The sequence below is a fragment of the Streptomyces sp. cg40 genome, assembly GCF_050320165.1.
Taxonomy (GTDB): Bacteria; Actinomycetota; Actinomycetes; order Streptomycetales; family Streptomycetaceae; genus Streptomyces; species Streptomyces hokutonensis.
Genome location: NZ_CP190128.1, coordinates 6342903 through 6357381, shown reverse-complemented (window position 1 = coordinate 6357381; position 14479 = coordinate 6342903). Strand labels below are relative to the sequence as shown.

General features: G+C 70.4%; 16 protein-coding genes and 3 tRNA genes. 6 read left to right on the top strand and 13 right to left on the bottom strand.

Annotated elements, in window-relative coordinates:
- Positions 1 to 194: 194 nt before the first annotated feature.
- Together ACQHII_RS28580 and ACQHII_RS28575 are read left to right on the top strand one after the other, a co-directional pair.
- Entirely contained in the window at positions 195 to 1421 is a 1227-nt protein-coding gene (locus ACQHII_RS28580; RefSeq protein ID WP_427921992.1) for a pyridoxal phosphate-dependent aminotransferase, read from the top strand.
- A gap of 130 nt (positions 1422 to 1551) precedes the next feature.
- Complete coding sequence (locus tag ACQHII_RS28575) at positions 1552 to 2592, top strand: adenosine deaminase (protein WP_427921991.1); 1041 nt, start codon at positions 1552 to 1554, stop codon at positions 2590 to 2592.
- Here the strand turns inward: ACQHII_RS28575 and ACQHII_RS28570 are convergent.
- On the bottom strand, positions 2573 to 3238 hold the full coding sequence (locus tag ACQHII_RS28570) for a hypothetical protein (protein ID WP_427921990.1): 666 nt from the start codon (positions 3236 to 3238) through the stop codon (positions 2573 to 2575). The genes ACQHII_RS28575 and ACQHII_RS28570 overlap by 20 nt on opposite strands.
- A 30-nt stretch (positions 3239 to 3268) precedes the next feature.
- Positions 3269 to 3883: a TetR/AcrR family transcriptional regulator gene (locus ACQHII_RS28565; RefSeq protein ID WP_427921989.1), complete on the bottom strand. Its 615-nt coding sequence runs from the start codon at positions 3881 to 3883 to the stop codon at positions 3269 to 3271.
- A gap of 104 nt (positions 3884 to 3987) precedes the next feature.
- Between ACQHII_RS28565 and ACQHII_RS28560 the strand changes: the two genes are divergently transcribed.
- Positions 3988 to 4620 (top strand): NAD(P)-dependent oxidoreductase, encoded by a 633-nt coding sequence (locus tag ACQHII_RS28560; RefSeq protein WP_427921988.1) that lies wholly within the window; start codon positions 3988 to 3990, stop codon positions 4618 to 4620.
- A gap of 10 nt (positions 4621 to 4630) precedes the next feature.
- On the opposite strand, the gene ACQHII_RS28555 is transcribed toward ACQHII_RS28560, so the two are convergent.
- The 8 genes from ACQHII_RS28555 to ACQHII_RS28520 all read right to left on the bottom strand — a co-directional run bounded on the left by ACQHII_RS28555 (position 4631) and on the right by ACQHII_RS28520 (position 9824).
- The gene (locus ACQHII_RS28555) at positions 4631 to 5692 is read right to left on the bottom strand and encodes a UDP-N-acetylmuramate dehydrogenase (RefSeq protein ID WP_427921987.1); all 1062 of its coding nucleotides are present in this window, start codon (positions 5690 to 5692) and stop codon (positions 4631 to 4633) included.
- Between the two features lie 140 nt (positions 5693 to 5832).
- Positions 5833 to 7287, bottom strand: coding sequence for a DHA2 family efflux MFS transporter permease subunit (locus ACQHII_RS28550; RefSeq protein WP_427921985.1), 1455 nt, complete (start codon positions 7285 to 7287; stop codon positions 5833 to 5835).
- A 96-nt stretch (positions 7288 to 7383) separates the two neighbouring features.
- Positions 7384 to 7956, bottom strand: a complete 573-nt coding sequence (locus ACQHII_RS28545) for a TetR/AcrR family transcriptional regulator (protein ID WP_427921984.1) — start codon at positions 7954 to 7956, stop codon at positions 7384 to 7386.
- Positions 7957 to 8405: 449 nt separating this feature from the next.
- Entirely contained in the window at positions 8406 to 8834 is a 429-nt protein-coding gene (locus tag ACQHII_RS28540) for a MaoC family dehydratase (RefSeq protein WP_427921983.1), read from the bottom strand.
- Between the two features lies 1 nt (position 8835).
- Positions 8836 to 9288 carry a MaoC family dehydratase N-terminal domain-containing protein gene (locus ACQHII_RS28535; protein WP_093627342.1) on the bottom strand — a complete coding sequence of 151 codons (453 nt, stop codon included), beginning with the start codon at positions 9286 to 9288 and terminating at the stop codon, positions 8836 to 8838.
- A gap of 91 nt (positions 9289 to 9379) precedes the next feature.
- On the bottom strand, positions 9380 to 9544 hold the full coding sequence (gene rpmG, locus ACQHII_RS28530) for a 50S ribosomal protein L33 (protein ID WP_003948671.1): 165 nt from the start codon (positions 9542 to 9544) through the stop codon (positions 9380 to 9382).
- A gap of 88 nt (positions 9545 to 9632) precedes the next feature.
- A tRNA-Met gene (locus tag ACQHII_RS28525) sits at positions 9633 to 9705 on the bottom strand.
- 46 nt (positions 9706 to 9751) lie between these two features.
- Positions 9752 to 9824, bottom strand: a tRNA-Thr gene (locus ACQHII_RS28520).
- 267 nt (positions 9825 to 10091) lie between these two features.
- Between ACQHII_RS28520 and ACQHII_RS28515 the strand changes: the two genes are divergently transcribed.
- Positions 10092 to 11369, top strand: coding sequence for an amidohydrolase family protein (locus ACQHII_RS28515; RefSeq protein WP_427921982.1), 1278 nt, complete (start codon positions 10092 to 10094; stop codon positions 11367 to 11369).
- A 313-nt stretch (positions 11370 to 11682) separates the two neighbouring features.
- Entirely contained in the window at positions 11683 to 12339 is a 657-nt protein-coding gene (locus ACQHII_RS28510) for an NAD(P)H-binding protein (protein ID WP_427921981.1), read from the top strand.
- A 28-nt stretch (positions 12340 to 12367) separates the two neighbouring features.
- Here ACQHII_RS28510 and ACQHII_RS28505 read toward each other — a convergent pair whose 3' ends face one another.
- The 3 genes from ACQHII_RS28505 to ACQHII_RS28495 form a co-directional block, all read right to left on the bottom strand.
- Complete coding sequence (locus tag ACQHII_RS28505; RefSeq protein ID WP_093627344.1) at positions 12368 to 12580, bottom strand: hypothetical protein; 213 nt, start codon at positions 12578 to 12580, stop codon at positions 12368 to 12370.
- Between the two features lie 47 nt (positions 12581 to 12627).
- Entirely contained in the window at positions 12628 to 13440 is an 813-nt protein-coding gene (locus ACQHII_RS28500; protein ID WP_427921980.1) for a polysaccharide lyase family 7 protein, read from the bottom strand.
- A 211-nt stretch (positions 13441 to 13651) separates the two neighbouring features.
- A tRNA-Tyr gene (locus tag ACQHII_RS28495) sits at positions 13652 to 13733 on the bottom strand.
- Positions 13734 to 13967: 234 nt separating this feature from the next.
- On the opposite strand from ACQHII_RS28495, the gene ACQHII_RS28490 reads away from it, so the two are divergent.
- Positions 13968 to 14456, top strand: coding sequence for a YajQ family cyclic di-GMP-binding protein (locus ACQHII_RS28490; RefSeq protein WP_019072335.1), 489 nt, complete (start codon positions 13968 to 13970; stop codon positions 14454 to 14456).
- Positions 14457 to 14479 lie beyond the last annotated feature (23 nt).

The window sequence follows — 14479 nt, the reverse complement described above, 5'->3', positions numbered from 1 at the left end:
TTGAAGGCCAACGAGGTAGGAGTGTACGTGCTCCCGAGGCGGCCGTCGAACAGAAAGTGCCTGTACGGGGATCGCCGGCGGAAGATCGCCCAGGCCGGGGCGGGAAACCGGACGGTTGTTCAGTGCCCGCCCGATCCTGTTCAGTCTGTGAAACCGGTGTGCCGGGCGGGTTTCGGGTCTGAAACGATGGGCCCATGAGCGCCTCAACCCCTCCCACCGAGCGCCGGGTCTCCGCCCGAGTCGGCGCGATCTCCGAGTCCGCCACCCTCGCCGTGGACGCCAAGGCCAAGGCCCTCAAGGCCGCCGGGCGTCCGGTGATCGGCTTCGGCGCGGGTGAACCGGACTTCCCGACTCCGGACTACGTCGTCCAGGCCGCGATCGAGGCCTGCTCGAACCCGAAGTACCACCGCTACACCCCGGCCGGCGGTCTGCCGGAGCTGAAGGCCGCGATCGCCGCGAAGACCCTGCGCGACTCGGGCTACGAGGTGGACGCCTCGCAGATCCTGGTCACCAACGGCGGCAAACAGGCCATCTACGAGGCGTTCGCCGCGATCCTCGACCCGGGCGACGAGGTCATCGTCCCGGCGCCGTACTGGACGACGTACCCGGAGTCGATCCGCCTCGCGGGCGGTGTCCCCGTGGACGTCGTCGCCGACGAGACGACCGGATACCGCGTCACCGTCGAGCAGTTGGAGGCGGCCCGCACCGAGAACACCAAGGTCGTCCTCTTCGTCTCGCCGTCCAACCCGACCGGCGCCGTCTACAGCGAGGCCGAGGCCGAGGCGATCGGCCGCTGGGCCGTCGAGCACGGCCTGTGGGTCATGACGGACGAGATCTACGAGCACCTCGTCTACGGGGACGCGAAGTTCACTTCGCTGCCGGCGATCCTCCCCGAGCTGCGCGACAAGTGCATCGTGGTCAACGGTGTCGCCAAGACGTACGCCATGACCGGCTGGCGGGTGGGCTGGATCGTCGGCCCGAAGGACGTCGTCAAGGCCGCGACCAACCTCCAGTCGCACGCCACGTCGAACGTCTCGAACGTCGCCCAGGTCGCCGCGCTGGCCGCCGTCTCCGGTGACCTGAAGGCCGTGGCGGAGATGCGCGAGGCCTTCGACCGCCGCCGCAAGACCATCGTGCGGATGCTGAACGAGATCGACGGCGTGCTCTGCCCGGAGCCCGAGGGCGCGTTCTACGCCTACCCGTCGGTCAAGGCCCTGCTCGGCAAGGAGATCCGGGGCAAGCGCCCCCAGGACTCGGTCGAGCTGGCCGCGCTGATCCTGGAGGAGGCCGAGGTCGCGGTCGTCCCGGGCGAGGCCTTCGGAACCCCCGGTTACCTGCGGCTGTCGTACGCCCTGGGTGACGAGGATCTCGTCGAGGGCGTCAGCCGCATCCAGAAGCTGCTCTCCGAGGCCACGGACTGAGTTTTCGTAACCTCCACGCGCGCGTGCGGGCCGTTTCCCTCCGGGGAGGCGGCCCGCTGCTGTGTGCGAGCAGGGCCACTATCGGGGAAAGCGGTACCGGGACTACAGGAACGTACGGCAGGATTCCCGGATGGAGCGTGTACGTGATGTCTCTGAACTGCCGAAAGCCCATCTGCACCTGCACTTCACCGGGTCGATGCGGCCGACCACCGTGCTGGAGCTCGCCGACAAGTACGGCGTACGACTGCCGGACGCCCTGACCGACGCGCTGACCAGCGGGGAACCGCCGAAGCTGCGGGCGACGGACGAGCGCGGCTGGTTCCGTTTCCAGCGGCTGTACGACGCGGCACGGTCGTGCCTGCGGGAACCCGAGGACATCCAGCGGCTGGTGCGCGAGGCCGCCGAGGAGGACGTCAGGGACGGCTCGGGCTGGCTGGAGATCCAGGTCGACCCGACGTCGTACGCGCCGCGCCTGGGCGGGCTGATCCCGGCGCTGGAGGTCATCCTGGACGCGGTGGAGACGACCTCCCGCGAGACCGGGCTCGGGATGCGGGTGCTGGTCGCCGCGAACCGGATGAAGCACCCGCTGGACGCGCGCACGCTGGCCCGGCTGGCGGTGCGGTACGCGGACCACGGGGTGGTCGGTTTCGGCCTCTCGAACGACGAACGCCGGGGTATGGCACGGGACTTCGACCGGGCCTTCGCGATCGCCCAGGAGGGCGGCCTGCTGTCCGCCCCGCACGGCGGCGAACTGGCGGGCCCGGCCTCGGTGCGCGACTGCCTGGACGACCTGCACGCGACCCGGATCGGCCACGGCGTGCGCGCGGCGGAGGACCCGCGGCTGCTGAAGCGGCTCGCGGACCGGGGCATCACCTGCGAGGTGTGCCCCGCCTCGAACGTGGCCCTGGGCGTCTACGAGAAGCACGAGGACGTGCCCCTGCGGACCCTCTTCGAGGCCGGCGTCCCCTTGGCGCTCGGCGCCGACGACCCGCTCCTGTTCGGCTCCCGGCTGGCGGCCCAGTACGAGATCGCCCGCCGCCACCACGCCTTCTCGGACCGCGAACTGGCCGAACTGGCCCGGCAGTCGGTACGGGGTTCGGCGGCCCCGGAGGACATGAAGACCAAGCTCCTGTCGGGCATCGACGACTGGCTCAGCGCCCCGGTCGCCTGAAGTGGGCGTAGGGCGGATACGGCTTGAAACAGATCAGGAACTCGTGAGGGTGCCCGCCGCCGCGCGTGGGCTCCAGCTCGTGCTGAAGGCCGGCCATGAACGCCGACTGCCCCTTGACGACCCGCTTGTGCCGCGGCCCCCAGCCGGCCGCGTGGGCGAAGGCGGTGGCCGCATGGGAGAGCACCTCACGACCGCCGATGAGGAAGTACGTCCGCGCGTGCGTGGTGTGCCGCAACAGACCGCGGTCGTACGGCCGCGCCGGCCACGCGCGCGCGTGCCGCTCGGTCCGGGCCTCGTCCGTACGCACGGTGAGCGGTGTGCCGCGCCCCAGCCCCCGCCTCAGTTCGGGCCACTTGGATGGCCGCAGCCCCGCCTCCGAGTGCGCCAGCACCAGGTCGACGAGTTCCCCGCACCCCTCGTCGGGCGGCACGCAGTCCCGCAGCGGAACGTGCACGATGGTGTGCCGCGAGCAGGCGGCGAACGAGAACAGCCCCGCGAGCCTGCTCAGCCCGTCGTGGTCCCCCATGAGCATCCCGAACGGCTCCTGGTAGCGCAGTGAGGTGTGGCGCAGGGGTTTCCCGGGCTGCACGACACGGTGTTCGTGCGGGCCGGTTCTGGGTCTGAACTCGCTGAGTCTCAGCTCCATTCGAGGTGCCTCATGCCCCGAGGGTCCCGGTCAGGCGGGGGCCTCGGCAACGGAGATTCCGCCCAGCAGCGTCCTGGCGATGCGTGGCGCGAACTCGTCCACGGGCGGCCGTACGCCGGTCTGCGTCGCCTCGTAGGCGAACACGCGCTGCGCGCAGGCGCCGAGGAGGAGGGACGCGGCGGCGAAGGTGTCCACGTCGGCGCGGACGCGGCCGGCGGCCTGTTCGGCGCGGAGGTAGGCATCGAGGCCCTCGATGGGCTTGTGGGGGCCGGAGCCGAGCTGTCGCAGCGCGTCGTCGTGGCGCCGCTTGAGCTGGGTCTCGGCGTACAGGGAGGCCGCGATCGGGAAGCTCTGCTCGTAGAAGAGGGCCGCCTGGCGGGCGATCTCGGTGAGGTTGTCCTCCAGGGAGTGCTGTCCGGGCTCGGCGGCGAGGCTGTGCAGGAGCGGGGTCAGCTGGGGCAGCCGTTCGGAGAGGACGCTGATGAACAGCTCCTCCTTGCTCGCGAAGTACTTGTAGAGCGCGGCTTCGGAGCAGCCCGCGGCCTTCGCGATCTCCTTGGTGGTCGCCCGGGCCAGCCCGACGGTGAGCATCAGCTCGTGGGCGGCGTCGAGGATGCGGACCCGGGCGGGCTTCGAGGATTCCATGACGGGTCCGTTCGGGCTTGACGAGTGGGTGAGTACTTACCCACTCTAGAGGGAGACAGGGGTGAGTAAACGCTCACCCACCCCGTGAGGCTGAGGAGCAGGCCATGAAGCTCACCGTTTTCGGTGCCACGGGAGGCATCGGTCAGGAGATCGTCCGCCAGGCGCTGGCCTCGGGTCACCAGGTCACGGCGGTCGTACGCGACCCGGCCGGGCTGACCGTGCGCGGCGAGGGTCTGGAGGTGTTCCGCGCGGACCTCACCGACCCGGAGGCGCTGCGTCCCGCGGTCGCGGGCCGGGACGCGGTCCTCTCCGGGCTCGGCGCCCGCAGCCGCAAGGACGCCGGGGTCGCGACCCGGCTCACGCGTACGGTGCTGGCCGCCATGGAGGCGGAGGGGGTGCGCCGCGTGCTGGTGGTCAGCGCCGGTCCGGTCGGCCCGGAACCGGCGGGCGCGGGTCTCCTCGACCGCACCGCCCTCGGGCTGATCTCGGCGGTCCTGAAGGACGTGTACGCCGATCTGCGGGAGATGGAGGCGGAGTTGGCCCGCAGTGCGACCGACTGGACCTCGGTCCGCCCGCCGCGCCTGCAGAACAAGCCGGTGACCGGCACGTACCGCACGGTCGTGGGCGGCTTCCCGGTCAAGGGCCGGTTCATCGCCCGCGCGGACGTGGCCCACGCGATGCTGGCGATGACCGACGATCCGGGGACGGTGAAGCAGGGGGTGGGAGTGGCCTACTAGGAGTGGGGGCTCAGCCGTCGAGACTGACGCCGACCGTCACCGGCTCGTTGACCAGGGTGATCCCGAACGTGTCGTGGACACCGGCGACGACCTCGCGGGCCAGGGCGAGCAGGTCGGCGGTGGTCGCCTCGCCGCGGTTGGTGAGGGCGAGGGTGTGCTTGGTGGAGATGCGGGCGGGCCCGCTGCCGTACCCCTTGGTGAAGCCCGCCTTGTCGATCAGCCAGGCGGCGGAGGTCTTGGTGTGGCCCTCCCCCGCCGGGTAGGCGGGCGGCTCCGCGCCCTCCCCGAGGTGCTCCCGCACGCGCGCGTGGAACGCGGCGAACTGCTCCTCGGTGAGGATCGGGTTGGTGAAGAAGGAACCGGCCGACCAGGTGTCGTGGTCCTCGGGGTCCAGGACCATGCCCTTGCCGGCGCGCAGCGCGAGCACGGTCTCGCGGGCCCGCGCGAGCGGCACCCGGTCGCCGGGTTCGACTCCGAGGGCACGGGCCGTCTCGGCGTACTTGACCGGCGCCGACAGCCCGTCCGCGGCCTCCAGTTCGAAGCGGACGCGCAGCACCACGTAGCGCTCGGGCTCGGCCTTGAAGCGGCTGTGGCGGTACGAGAAGGCGCACTCCTCGTTGGTGAGGGTGACCGTCTCGCGGGTCGTGCGGTCGTAGGCGAGGACCTCGGTGATGGTGGCGGAGACCTCCTGGCCGTACGCCCCCACGTTCTGGATCGGGGTCGCGCCCGCCGAGCCGGGGATCCCGGCGAGGCACTCGATCCCGGCGAGTCCGGCCTCGACGGTGCGGGCGACGGCGTCGGCCCAGACCTCGCCGGCCGCCAGCTCCAGGTGTGTGCCGTCGAGGGCGAAGCCGCGTGTGGCGATGCGCAGGGCGGTGCCCTCGAACCCCTTGTCCCCGATGACGAGGTTGGACCCGCCCCCGATGACCAGCAACGGCGTCCCGGTGTCGTCGGCCTCGCGGACGGCGTCGATCACCTCGGCATCGGTGCCGGCGGTGATCAGACGGGTCGCGGGACCGCCCAACCGGAAGGTGGTCAGCGGGGCGAGGGGAGCGTCGTGGAGTTCCTGCACGGGGCCAAGACTACGAGACGGGACCGACAACGCCGGGCGCGGTGGGGGTGGCGCGCACACGCGTGGGGCCCCACCGGAGTTGGTGGGGCCCCACGCGCGCGTGCCGATTGTCGGTTCTCAGTCGTGCCTGTTGTTCGTTCTCAGCGGCCGGCCGGCTCCATGACCGACTCGGACCCGGCGCTGTCTGCCGACTCGGCCACCTTCAGGAGCTCCGCCGCGCGGCGCCGCGTCGGGATCAGCAGGGTCGCGATCCCGGCGAGGGCGACCACGCCGGAGCCGGTGACCAGGGCGGGCTTCAGTCCGTCGACGAAGCTCTGCCCGGTCTCGTAGCCGCCCTGCGCCGAGAAGATCGACGCCATGATCGCGATACCGAGGGCGCCGCCCACCTCGCGGAGCGCGTTGTTGGCGCCGGAGGCGATGCCCTGTTCCGAGGGGCGGACGCTGGACATGACCAGGTTGGCGGCCGGTGCGAAGTACAGGGCCATGCCGATCCCGCTGAGGATCAGACCGGGCAGCTGGGCGGCGTAGGAGACGTCGGTGGTGACGACGTACGCCATGTAGCTGAGACCGGCGGCCTGGAGGAAGAGGCCGGCGGCGACGACCGGGCGGCCGCCGATGCGGTCGGACAGGATGCCGGCGATGGGTGCGACCAGCATCGGCATACCGGTCCAGGGCAGCATCCGCAGGCCCGCCTCGGTGGGCGAGTAGCCGAGGACGCCCTGCATGTACTGGCTGAGCAGGAAGATCGACCCGAACATCCCGAGGAACATCAGCAGGCTCGCCGCGTTGATCCCGGAGAAGGCGCGGGAGCGGAACAGCCTCATCGGGAGCATGGGGTTCTTGGCGTTGACGCTGTAGAGGACGAAGCCGACCATCAGCGCGCCGCCCGCGAACAGCCCGGTGAGGACGAGCGGGCTGGCCCACCCGTCGGCGGGGCCGCGGACCAGGCCGTAGACGATCCCGAAGAGGCCGCCGCTGACGAGGAGGGTGCCGGGGAAGTCGAGGCGGGCGCCGGTGCCGTGGGACTCGGAGAGGCGCAGGCGGGCGAGCGGGATCAGGGCCAGGCCGAGCGGGACGTTCAGCCAGAAGATCCAGTGCCAGGAGACGTGCTCGGTGAGGCTGCCGCCGATGAGCGGTCCGGAGGCGACGGCGAGTCCGTTGACGGCGCCCCAGATGCCGTACGCCATACCGCGTTTGGCGGCGGGCACGGCGGCGGTGAGCAGGGTCAGTGTCAGCGGCATCATGATCGCCGCGCCGACGCCCTGGACCGCGCGGGCCGCGATCAGGGAGTCGATGCCGGTCGCCATGGCCGCGGCGGCGGAGGCGCCGGTGAATATGGTGATGCCGACGAGGAAGAGCCGCCGCCGGCCGAACCGGTCACCGAGGGCCGCGCCGAACATCAGCAGGACGGCGAAGGTGAGCGTGTAGGCGCTCACGGTCCACTCCAGGTCGCCCAGCGCGCCTCCGAGGTCCTTGCGGATGGAGGGCAGGGCGGTGGTGACGACGAGGTTGTCGAGGGCCGCCATGAAGCCGGCGACGCTGGTGATGACGAGGGCCCAGACCATGCCCCCGCGCGGTGCGGTCTTTTCTGACATCGCTCCCCCAGTGTGGGTGATCGCTACTGGTGATTAGTTATTGATGACTAACTTCTACGGTCGCGAAAAGGCGCAGAATCCGCCTCTCGCCCACCGCTAGGACTTCTCCAGCCGACCGGTGACACGGGCCTGCGGATACAACCCCTCCCAGACCCGGTGCTCCGGCGGAAAACCCATGGCCGCAAGGGTGTTGATCAGCATTCCGTACGCGAGGAAGGTCGTGGTCTGGTCCACGTCCGCCCCCAGGGGCAGATGCACGACGTCCCAGAGCTCCATCCAGCCCTTCCGCACGGCCTCGCCGAACTCGTGGTCGCCCTCCGCCTCGGCGGCGGCCACCGTGATGTACGTCTGCATCTGCATCTGGAGCTTCTCGGGATGCTCCGTGATGAGCCGCACATAGGCGTCGGCCATGGCATGCACGGCCTCTTCGCCCTCCAGCCCCTTGGACGACTCCTCCATGACCCGGCACACGTCCTCGACACACCTGAGCGAGGCCGCCGCGAAGATCGCCTTCTTGCCCGGGAAGAGCCGGAAGAGATACGGCTGCGAGACACCGACCCGCTTGGCGATCGCCTCCGTGGAGGTGCCGTAGTACCCCCGCTGCGCGAACTCGGCGATCGCCGCGCGGACGACGCTCTCGCGCCTCTCTTCTGCGCTCATCCTGACCATGCGAGAAAGTTAGTACTCAATCACTAACCAAGTCAAGGGGTGAGTTCGGCGGGGTTCCGGAACGGCAGCCGGGATCAGGACCGCCCACTCGGTGGCTGCCGTGGTGACCGCCTTCGAGCGCACCGCCGAAGCCCTCGGTCCCGGATCCGCGAACTGGACTTCCCGGGGGCGCGACATCCATGTGTGGCACGACACACAGGCGGGCCGGCTCTGGTGCTCGACGGCGTCACTGCCGGTGACCGAATTGCCGTTCGGCGGGAGCTACCGGCCGTCCTGCGACCTCGCGCCCAGCGCCGAAGCCTTCCTCGCCACGGAACCGTCCGCGTCGGACGACACACTCTTTCCCGTGCAGGTCCGGGAGATCGGACGCCCGGCTCACCGACCACCGACGGGCGGTCTACGCGTAAGGGGCGCCCGCCACAGCGGACGCCCCTTACCTCAGCTCAGGTTCACGCCAGTCGTACGACGGCTCGTGACATCCCGAGCACCTTCTGGCCGGCGCTGGTCGCCACGAGGTCCACGCGGACCGTGTTGTCGTCGAGCTTGGCGGCGACCTTGGCGCTGACCTCGACGGTCGCTCCCTGGTCGTCGTTCGGGACGACGACGGGCTTGGTGAAGCGGACGCCGTACTCGACGACCGCGCCCGGGTCGCCGGCCCAGTCGGTGACCACGCGGATCGCCTCGGCCATGGTGAACATGCCGTGCGCGATGACGTCCGGGAGCCCCACCTCCTTGGCGAACTTCTCGTTCCAGTGGATCGGGTTGAAGTCCCCGGAGGCGCCCGCGTACTGGACGAGGGCGGCGCGCGTCACGGGAAAGGTCTGGGCGGGCAGCTCCGTGCCGACCTCGATGTCGTCGTACGCGATCTTCGCGGTCATGTCAGCTCCCCTCCGCCGCGCGGGCCACCAGCTTGGTCCAGGCGGTCACCACGTGTTCGCCCGCCTCGTCGTGGACCTCGCCGCGGACGTCCAGGATGTCGTTGCCCGCCATCGACTTGATCGCCTCGATCGTGGAGGTGACCGTGAGGCGGTCGCCGGCGCGCACGGGGCGGACGTAGACGAACTTCTGGTCGCCGTGCACCACGCGGCTGTAGTCGAGGCCGAGTTGCGGGTCCTGGACGACCTGTCCGGCGGCCTTGAAGGTGATGGAGAAGACGAAGGTCGGCGGGGCGATCACATCGGAGTGTCCGAGCGCCTTGGCGGCCTCCGGGTCCGTGTAGGCCGGGTTGGCGTCCCCCACCGCCTCCGCGAACTCACGGATCTTCTCCCGGCCCACCTCGTAGGGGTCGGTGGGCGGGTAGGTCCGCCCCACGAAGGACTGGTCGAGCGCCATGACTCGGCACCTCCTGATGTGTCTTGCTCCGCTGGATAACGACACGAGGCCGCCCCCAAAGTGCGGGGGCGGCCTCGTGTACGAGCCTGATTTATCGCGTTTCGCGGTGCGCGGTGTGCGCGTTGCAACGCGGGCAGTGCTTCTTCATCTCCAGTCGGTCCGGGTTGTTACGCCGGTTCTTCTTGGTGATGTAGTTCCGCTCCTTGCACTCCACGCAGGCCAGCGTGATCTTCGGGCGGACGTCGGTGGCAGCCACAGGAGTGCTCCTTGACGAACGGATGGGACTATGAACGCATAACAGAGTAGCCGATCGAAGGACCGACCCCACAATCGGCTACTGTCAGTAGCGGTGACCGGACTTGAACCGGTGACACAGCGATTATGAGCCGCTTGCTCTACCGACTGAGCTACACCGCTGTGATGGGATTGGTTCCCACCTTGCGGTAGGAACTTCTCACACCAGAGCCCCAATGCGGAATCGAACCGCAGACCTTCTCCTTACCATGGAGACGCTCTACCGACTGAGCTATTGGGGCGAGCGATGAAGACATTACACGCTCCGCCGCCGTTCACCCAAATCCGTTTCGTGGCACCGCTCCAGCCCCTTCCACGGCCCTCCCGAAGGCCTCTCGGGCCCCTCCCGCACGGCGGACCACACCGGTACGACTATTGCGCTCCTCCGCGCCGCGAGCGGATCACCGCCCTAGGCTCGACTCACTCTGCGTGATCTTGCGCCCCTCTGCGCAGCCCCCCGCCGTGAGCCCCGAAGCCGAGCCCGCGAAGCCCTGAGCCCCTGGAGCGCGATGCCCGACAGCCAGCCCCAGCCGTCCCACTCGTCGTCGGGTCCGTCGGGTTCCTCCGGCTCGTCGGGACCGGCCGACCCGGCCGCGCTCCTGCTGTGCGGGGCCCGGCTGACCGACGGCAGGACCGTGGACGTACGGCTGGGCAGCGCGCGCATCGAGGCGGTCGGCACGGCGGGCAGCCTGGCGACGGAGGCCACGCGCGCGTGCGGCGCGCGCGTGGACCTCAGCGGCTATCTCCTCCTCCCGGCCCCGGCCGAGCCGCACGCGCACAGCGACACCGCGCTGTCGGCCGAGAACGGCGGACCCGTCTCCTACGACCCCCAGGACGTCCAGCGCCGGGCCACGGAGGCCGCGTTGCTGCAACTCGGGCACGGGGCGACGGCGCAGCGGGCACACGTGCGCGTGGGGGACGTCCAGGGACTGGGCGCGCTGGCCGCCGTACTGCAGGCGCGGCGGGCACTGCGCGGGCTGGCGGAGCTGACGGCGGTGGCGATGCCCCGGCTGCTGACCGGGGTTGCGGGGGCGGACGGGCTCGCGATACTGCGGGACGCGCTGAAAATGGGTGCCTCCGTAGTGGGCGGTTGTCCAGATTTGGACCCTGATCCGACGGGTTATGTGGAGGCGCTCCTCGAGGTCGCGTCCGAACACGGCTGCCCGGTCGACCTGCACACGGACGCCGCCGACCCGACCCGACTGGCGCGGCTGGCGGCGGTCGCGGGCGGGATGCGCCCCGGGGTGACGCTCGGCCCGTGCGGCGGCCTGGGGCGGCTGCCCGCGGACACGGTCACCCGGATCGCGGACCAACTGGCCGCCGCCGGCGTGACGGTGGTGTGCCTGCCGCAGGGCGGCTGCGGCGGCGTCGACCGCCGGGGCACGGCTCCCGTACGGCTGCTGCGCACGGCCGGCGTCCAGGTGGCCGCGGGCAGCGGCGCCCTGCGCGACGTGTCCAACCCCGTGGGCCGCGGGGACCCCCTGGAGGCCGCCTACTTGCTGGCCTCGCGGCACGGGATGCGGCCCGAGGACGCGTACGACACGGTGAGTTCGTCGGCGCGGGCGGCGCTCGGTCTGCCCGAGGTGCGGGTCGAGGCGGGATTTCCGGCCGAACTGCTCGCGGTACGCGGCGACCGCCTCGCGGGCGCGCTCTCGTTGGCGTACAGCCGGATCGTGGTGCACCGGGGGCGCGTGGTGGCACGGACCAGCGCGGTGCGGGAGTACTGCAACACGGCGGCGGGCGCGGAGTTGGGGCTGCCGCGGCAGGGGCGGGGCGAGGTGTCGTGAACTGGTTGCGGTGATGCGGGGCAGGGTGGGAGAGGGGGCGGGGGCCGTGAGCCAAGGCGGGGGCGGGGCAGTCGCGTTGGCTGTGGGCGGGGGCAGTCCCGTTCACTGCTCCACATGACCTGGGGCAGGGGCGGGACGCGACCTCGTGAGCCGCTCGACGTGAACCACCGGCGCACCGGGGCGTACGCCTGGGGCGCGAAGGTCCGTGTGCATCCCTGCTCGCGCGCCCGGCGCGTGCGGCGCGGGGGTGTGCTGCTGGGTCGCGGCTGAAGTCATGCGGCGCGTGCGGCCGTCCGGGCGTACGGTCGAAGGCATGCGCATTGTCATCGCTGGAGGTCATGGTCAGATCGCGCTGCGGCTGGAGCGCCTGCTCGCCGCGCGTGGTGAAGAGGTCGCGGGCATCATCCGCAACGCCGGACAGAGCGACGATCTGCGGGCGGCCGGCGCCGAACCGCTCGTGCTCGACCTGGAGTCGGCCTCGGTCGAGGAGGTCGCGGCGCTGCTGCGGGGCGCGGACGCGGCGGTCTTCGCGGCGGGCGCGGGCCCGGGCAGCGGTACGGCCCGGAAGGACACGGTGGACCGGGGTTCGGCGGTGCTGTTCGCCGACGCGGCGGTCCTGGCGGGCGTACGGCGTCATGTCGTCGTGTCCTCGATGGGCGCGGATCCGGCGCACCGCGGGGACGGCGTGTTCGACGTGTATCTGCGGGCCAAGGGCGAGGCCGACGCGTATGTACGCGGCCTGGACGCCCTGGACTGGACGATTCTGCGCCCCGGTTCGCTCACGAACGACGCCGGCACGGGCCTGGTCCGCCTGGAGGCCCACACGGGGCGTGGCGCGATCCCGCGCGACGATGTGGCGGCCGTACTCGCGGAGTTGGTGGAGACTCCGGCGACGGCGGGTCTGACGCTGGAGCTGATCGGTGGGTCCGCGCCGGTGTCGGTGGCGGTGAAGTCGGTGGCGGGGAACTGAGGTTGTCCGCCGGACGTTCACCTACTGCCTAGAACAGGGGCATCTGGCCCGGGAAGTCCGGCACCGCGTAACCGTCCAACGCGGGCTGGGCCGCCCCGAGTTCCGCCTGCCGGCGCGAGCCGGGGCACGAGACGAGCTCGCCGCTCTCGCGCGCGCCGGGCGGGTCGTGACGCGCGAACCGTCCGGCGACGACGGCGATCTCGCGACGGCACTCGGGGCAACTCCTGCGGCGTGACGACATGGGACCAGTCTGCCCCGCCGCAGGCCGCACCGGCCGTCGAGGCTCGCTCAGCTGTGGGAGACGGTGAGTCCGTAGAAGGCGACCCGGGCGCCCTTGGTGGTGCTGTCGGAGGACGACTGGTTGTACGAACCGGCCTTGAAGTACTGCTTGTAGGCGTTGAAGGACGACGGGATGGCGTAGTGCGTGGTGCTCCCGTTGACCGTCAGATTGATGGTGTTTCCGCCCGAGACGCCGATCGTGTAGCTCCAGGTCTTGCCGACCGCCACGTTGCCGACGGTGTGCAACGTCTGGCCGCCGTCGGGCGAGTTCTCCGTGCCGAGGACGATGTCGCCGCTCGACCGGTAGTACAGCTCCAGCAGCGGCTTGGTGGATGTGCCGCCCGTGCCGAGATGGATCTGGCCCACGCAGACGTTCGACGTGACGGAGACGACCCGTAGCGTCGCCTTCATCGTGTGCGTGCCGCTGAGCGACCAGTTGGCGGCGCTGCCGCTGCGGTTCATCTCCCGCAGTTCGGAGCGGGCGTAGTTGGAGTTGGGCGTGGTGACGCCCTTCTCCGGCGCCCAGAAGGTCATCGCGCCGTCACGGGTGTCCGTGTAGAAGTACGAGTCCTGGAAGCCGTTGGCCCCTTGCAGCCGGGCCGACGAGATGGTCGTGGGCGAGCCCGGGGAACCCACCGGCTCCTGGAGCTGCCACACCCCCAGGTCGAAGTTCCCGCCGGGCGCGACGGTCGGATCCGCGAGAGGCGAGGCGACGGCGCCGGTGATGTGGGTACTGCCCGACGCGGCCGGCGCCATGAGGGCCAGCCCACCGGTCACTGCGGTGACGGTGGCCAGGGAGGTGAGCAGCGTACGCATGCGCATGGGGGGTGCCTTCCTGTCTGCTCTGTGGACTCGGTTGGCAATGCGCGTTCACGTAGGTGAACTTTGTGTTTCAACGTGAACACATTGCCGCGACAGTAGGGCTGTGGCACGGTCACGTCAAGACTGGTGACGGGGCGGCAGAAGGCCCCGGGGGAACGACGAGAGGGTCTGTCCTCAGCATTGCTGCTGAGGACAGACCCTCTCGATCATGTGGCGGCGCCAGGGTTCGAACCTGGGTAGGCTGAGCCGGCAGATTTACAGTCTGCTCCCTTTGGCCACTCGGGCACACCGCCGGGGATGCTGCCCCTCGAACCGCTTTTCGGCGGTGCTCCGTGGCAACGACGTAAACGATACCCGATGCCCAGGGGTGCTTCGCCACCCGATAGATCGGCACCCGGAGGGGAGGGGATGGCTAGGCTTATACGGATGCGGCCCGGCACCTACACCGGGCTCGGCGGCCGTCCCCACGCACGCCGATACGCAGTGACACGCATCGATACGCACCCCGATACAAGGAGCCACAGGACATGGCCGACTCCAGTTTCGACATCGTCTCGAAGGTCGAGCGGCAGGAGGTCGACAACGCCCTCAACCAGGCCGCCAAGGAGATCTCGCAGCGCTACGACTTCAAGGGCGTGGGTGCCTCGATCTCCTGGTCCGCCGAGAAGATCCTCATGGAGGCGAACTCCGAGGAGCGGGTCAAGGCGGTGCTCGACGTCTTCCAGTCCAAGCTGGTCAAGCGCGGCATCTCGCTGAAGGCGCTGGACGCCGGTGAGCCTCAGCTCTCCGGCAAGGAGTACAAGATCTTCGCGTCCATCGAGGAGGGCATCTCCCAGGACAACGCGAAGAAAGTGGCGAAGATCATTCGCGACGAGGGCCCCAAGGGCGTGAAGGCCCAGGTGCAGGGCGACGAACTGCGGGTCAGCTCGAAGAGCCGCGACGACCTTCAGGCCGTGCAGGCCCTGCTCAAGGGCAAGGACTTCGACTTCGCGCTGCAGTTCGTCAACTACCGCTAGAACCACGGCTCGCGCGCCCGGCG